Annotated in this window: 5 protein-coding genes; 3 read left to right on the top strand and 2 right to left on the bottom strand. The window is 65.4% G+C overall.

What is annotated here, in order from left to right:
• Both BG455_RS17445 and BG455_RS17330 read right to left on the bottom strand, forming a co-directional pair.
• On the bottom strand, positions 1-291 hold a 291-nt coding region (locus BG455_RS17445; protein WP_218147535.1), incomplete at its 3' end, for a hypothetical protein.
• Between the two features lie 318 nt (positions 292-609).
• Positions 610-786: a hypothetical protein gene (locus tag BG455_RS17330; protein ID WP_170124817.1), complete on the bottom strand. Its 177-nt coding sequence runs from the start codon at positions 784-786 to the stop codon at positions 610-612.
• A 184-nt stretch (positions 787-970) separates the two neighbouring features.
• Between BG455_RS17330 and BG455_RS10510 the strand changes: the two genes are divergently transcribed.
• The 3 genes from BG455_RS10510 to BG455_RS10500 all read left to right on the top strand — a co-directional run bounded on the left by BG455_RS10510 (position 971) and on the right by BG455_RS10500 (position 4,238).
• Positions 971-1,888: a hypothetical protein gene (locus tag BG455_RS10510; protein ID WP_071469965.1), complete on the top strand. Its 918-nt coding sequence runs from the start codon at positions 971-973 to the stop codon at positions 1,886-1,888.
• Positions 1,889-1,960: 72 nt separating this feature from the next.
• A complete protein-coding gene (locus BG455_RS10505) occupies positions 1,961-2,524 on the top strand; it encodes a group I intron-associated PD-(D/E)XK endonuclease (RefSeq protein ID WP_071469964.1) in 564 nt (187 codons plus the stop codon).
• Positions 2,525-2,630: 106 nt separating this feature from the next.
• Positions 2,631-4,238 (top strand): ATP-binding protein, encoded by a 1,608-nt coding sequence (locus BG455_RS10500; RefSeq protein ID WP_071469963.1) that lies wholly within the window; start codon positions 2,631-2,633, stop codon positions 4,236-4,238.
• Positions 4,239-4,324 lie beyond the last annotated feature (86 nt).

Here is a 4,324-nt window from a genome sequence, read left to right as displayed (position 1 = left end):
CGCGTCACGCGGCACCCTTGCAGAACAGTCGGCATGACCGTCCATGTTCGTCTCAGCGCTGAAGTAAGTATTGACCTCAGCGCTGAGGTGGGCGCCGACGTCTCCGCCCGCACCGGTTAGATCATCGCTCAGGTCAGCGCTGACTTGGGCGATGATGCGAGCGCCGATGCAGGTGGGATCATCACGCAGACGTGATCGCTTTGTTGGAGATTCAGCGGTTTGTACTTTCACGGCGGTCGTGGACGCTGTGGGGGAAGACAAGGAAAGAGCCGCGATGTCAAAGAAATCCACACCACGAACCACCCCGACGAAACGTCGTCGCACCAGAGCTGAACGTGAGGAGCACGCTGAATTCGTCCGCCGCTCGGTTGCGCGCAAAAAGGCACAAGGGCTGTTTCGGGCGAACGTATGGATCCCCGTGGACCAGAATGAGTACTTTCAGAATCTTGCCGCGGAGGCCCGGGCCCGGCACTTTGCGCGCCTTACGCCCCAGGTTGAAGACCAGACGCCACCCGCAAAGAAGCGCCGCGCGCAGCGGAAATCCGAGAGCGATGCCCGACAGGGAAAGCTTCCGCTTTGATGCGATTTTCACGGAGTACAGGTAGCGGGTCAGTCGGCAAGGTCACCCTTCTCGGCCGACGCATCCAACCCAAGCCTAATGAGTACCCTGATCGCCTCATTCTCCGAAGCCAAGCGCTTCTCGAAGCGGAAATCGGATATCCGCTTCGCCTGATCCTCTGTCAGGTTCACCAGCTTCTTCACAGGGAATACAGTGTCTTTGCTCATGGCCTGTAAATAAAGCATATGCTCCATATTGACAATGGGGCATATGCGACATATGTTCAATATGCGAGCGAGGCAGGCGCTACCAACACCTGCCCGCTCTAACCGCCAGAACCTATTGAGGAGGCTCCGATGGCTAAGCGTATCGATACCACTATTCCCCCGTTCACTGAACCCCCGCTGCGCGATGTTCGCGCGGTTTACCGCGCTGGTCGGGGCGCTGGTCCAGCTGACGTCTGCCGAGCGCGATCTTGGCGGCTATGACGGCCAGGATCCGGCGCTCGCGGCTTTCACCGGCGCGGTGGATGCGGCGCGCGCCCGGGCGCTGACCCAGTGCGCGGTGATCCTCGCAGGGGAGACCGAAGACGAGATGGCCTACGGGCTGCAGATGGCGGCGAAGATGGTCCGGACCGTCCTGACGACGGAGACGCCCACTGAGGTGGCGATGATCCGCAACATCCTTGCGATGCGCCATGAGACCGTGCTTTTCCCGCTCTACCGGGCTGGCCTGCCGCGTTACAACGCCCTGTTGGACACGGCGTTTGATGCGCTCGCGGCGCATATCGCGCTGCCCGGGGCCGGGGTGGAAGTGGTCGACCATGAGGACATGGTGGGTATGTCCTGCAGCGCAACTGTGGCGCATACCGGGATGTCGCGGTGCTTCACCGGTCTTCTGGGCGCGATGGACCGGTTCGTCCACGCAGACCAGATGCTCCAGCGCCCGGTGGCGCGAGACGTCCGGACGCCGCCCTTCGGGTTGGCGATGCAGCGGTCCGAAGCGGCCCTGACCGCGATGTTCGACGCGCTTCATCAGGTCATGGCGGCTGATCTGAACCGCCGTGAAGACCGGGCGCTGTGGGAGATGGGTTATGGGCTGTTCAGTCTGATCGGGCTGGAAGACGATGACGCGCGCCTGTTCCTTTTCCACACGCTCGTCGACTACCAGCCGCAGTTCATGGTGCCGGGCGCCCATGCGGTGGCGCGCCAGACCCGGCAGATGCAGGCCCGGTTCTTCAGCCTGGTGGCGGACATGATGCAGCTCCAGGATTTCGGCGGGCCCGGTCCGGACGGCGATGGGGCCTGTGGACCGGCATTGGCGGCCTGACCGCTCCTCCGTACCGTTCAGGGGGGCCGATCCCCCCGTTTTCTCCCATTTTTCAGACTGAAGGAGGCGCAAATGCAGCTTCTGCTTCCGGGCTTCACGCCCCCTGACCGCCCGGCCGAGATCCGCGATGCCCGTGAGGCGCTGGCAGCCTACCCCGACACTACGGTCGCCGACCTCTGTCGTCACGCCAAGATTCTCGGGCGCGCAGCCGAACAACTGGTCGACAGCCTGCTGACGCGCCTTGGCGAGCGGGTCTATCCTGCCGACGAACATGAACGCCATGACCGGCTGCTCATCCTGCCGGACGGGGCGTCGCTCCGTCTTCAGGTCAAGACCCGCCATACCCAGGCAGCGAATGGCAATTACATCTTCACCCTGCGGCAGCGCTCCGAGCGGGGCTGCACGGGGCGCGGGCCATATCGGCCAGAGGATTTCGACATTCTCGCCGCGGTCGTCCTGAGCGAGAATGTGGTCCGTTTCACGGCGGACTGGCAGCTGCGACAGGTGATCCATGTCTCCGAGATCGCGGAGTTGCGCCGCAACCCGCGGGCGTCCCTGGACGCCGCGCTGGCACGGCTTGGCCACACCGACGCCATCCCGGGCGGGTGGGACGCGGACCTCGACCTCGCCGCTTAATAACCGGCGCCACCCGCAACACCCGACCACCCCGAACCAGATCGAGTGCCCGGCCCGCCCTTGGGGCGAACCGTTCCCCGGTCCTTATTCCTGACGGAGGCTTCCCATGACGCAGCCCACCACCCCGACCCTCACGTCCACGACCAGCGGCGCGGCAGCCCCGGCTGACTGGCGCGTTTTCGCCGCAGCGATCCGCGAGAGCCTGCTTTTCGAGCAATCCGGATGGGCGACCATCAGCGGCGTCATCACGCGCCACCCACCTTACGCTGCGCCGACCGATACACCGGTTTCTGCGGTTGCGCCGCTGCGGCAGGCGAACGCTGCCACGTCTTCCACCCCGGCCCAACCGCCGACGACCGCCAGTACGCTGCCCCGGACCGAACTCGACGATATTTTGGATTTCGTCGAGGCAGAAGCAGAAGCGGCCGCTGCGCTGATGGCGGACGCCCTGCCGCCTGTCCCCGACGGGTCGGGCAAGGAGGCGGCGGTGTACAGCCTGCGGCCTGCCGTGGCCTTGGCTGTGACCCGGCTGGCCTTCACTTTCGGCAGTCCAGCCGCGATGTATAATGCCCTGAGCGCGCCCGGATCGCTGACAGTGCTTTCAGCAGATACCCTTGGTCTGGATGAGCCCCTGTACAAGGTCCTCGACCATATGCTGAGCCGCGCGCCCTTCTGGCCGGAGGATGCGCCGCTGCCCAAGGCGATCCGGGCCGAGGAAGCGATGCTGTCGAAGGACAACCGCAAAACAGGCGCAGGCCCGATCGGCCAGCTTGTGCCCACCTTCCGCACGGCGCTGGAAACGCGGCGCGCGATTGTCGCGGTGGCGCTGGCGGCCGGTACCCTGCCCACGGCCCTGCGCGCGCTGAAGCCGCAGGTGATCCACCTTGCACCCCTCGACCGGGCCATGCTGGCCGCGATCCTGACCGACGCTTACCCCGACACGGGAGGCCATAATGAAGGCGACCGGGGCGACGGTGTTGCCGCTGCCCTCGCCCGCCTGCCGGAGGACGCCCGCTGCAAGGGCCTCGGGCCGGACGATCTGGTGCTGGCCTTGCGCAACCCGACGCTGGAGGGTGCCATCGCAGCCCTGATGCTGGCTGCGGCACCAGATGCCGCTGATGGACCGGGGCTGGCCGATTTCCCGCTTCCGCAAGAGGTACGCGAACCCCTGGAGCAGATGGTCACTGACCTGCTTGCGTGGCAGGCAGGCGAGATCGCGTGGAAAGACGTCACCCGCGGCCTCCTCCTCTCCGGCCCGCCGGGGAGCGGCAAAACCGAAGTTCCCCGCCTTATCGCCAGATCGGCGGGGATCAACGTGATCACGGGCTCGATCGCCGACTGGTCCTCGGAGGGAAGCCGCGGGAGTGAGGTGATCAAGGCGATGCGGGAGTGTTTCGCCCGTGCTGCGGCCGCTGCGCCCGCAATCCTGTTCATCGACGAACTGGACGCTGTCGGGGACCGCGACCGGATGGGGGACAATAATCGCACCTGGACCGAGTATGTGGTGACGGGCCTTCTGGCCGCCATGGACGGGTATGAGGGGCATGAGGGCGTGGTCATTATGGGCGCGACCAATCATCCGGACCGGATCGACAAAGCCATCCGCAGGCCCGGGCGTTTCGACCGGGTGCTGCATCTGGGCTACCCGACGCATGACCTGATCCCCCGCCGCGATCCGCTGGCAGGCCTGGCACAAGGTTCTGACGCGCGATGACGGGTTCCAGCAGGTGCGCTGGGCCGGCCAACGGGTGCTTGATGCGGCGTATCTGGCACAAACCCGGGATTTCGAATCGGGTCGTC

It is taken from the genome of Roseinatronobacter thiooxidans (genome assembly GCF_001870675.1).
GTDB lineage: Bacteria > Pseudomonadota > Alphaproteobacteria > Rhodobacterales > Rhodobacteraceae > Roseinatronobacter > Roseinatronobacter thiooxidans.
This window is presented reverse-complemented; position numbering and strand designations above follow the sequence as displayed.

Bases quoted from the DNA above. Each gene is read 5' to 3' on its own strand.
- BG455_RS17330 (WP_170124817.1), bottom strand. From the start codon at position 786: ATGAGCAAAGACACTGTATTCCCTGTGAAGAAGCTGGTGAACCTGACA.
- BG455_RS10510 (WP_071469965.1), top strand. From the start codon at position 971: ATGTTCGCGCGGTTTACCGCGCTGGTCGGGGCGCTGGTCCAGCTGACG.
- BG455_RS10505 (WP_071469964.1), top strand. From the start codon at position 1,961: ATGCAGCTTCTGCTTCCGGGCTTCACGCCCCCTGACCGCCCGGCCGAG.
- BG455_RS10500 (WP_071469963.1), top strand. From the start codon at position 2,631: ATGACGCAGCCCACCACCCCGACCCTCACGTCCACGACCAGCGGCGCG.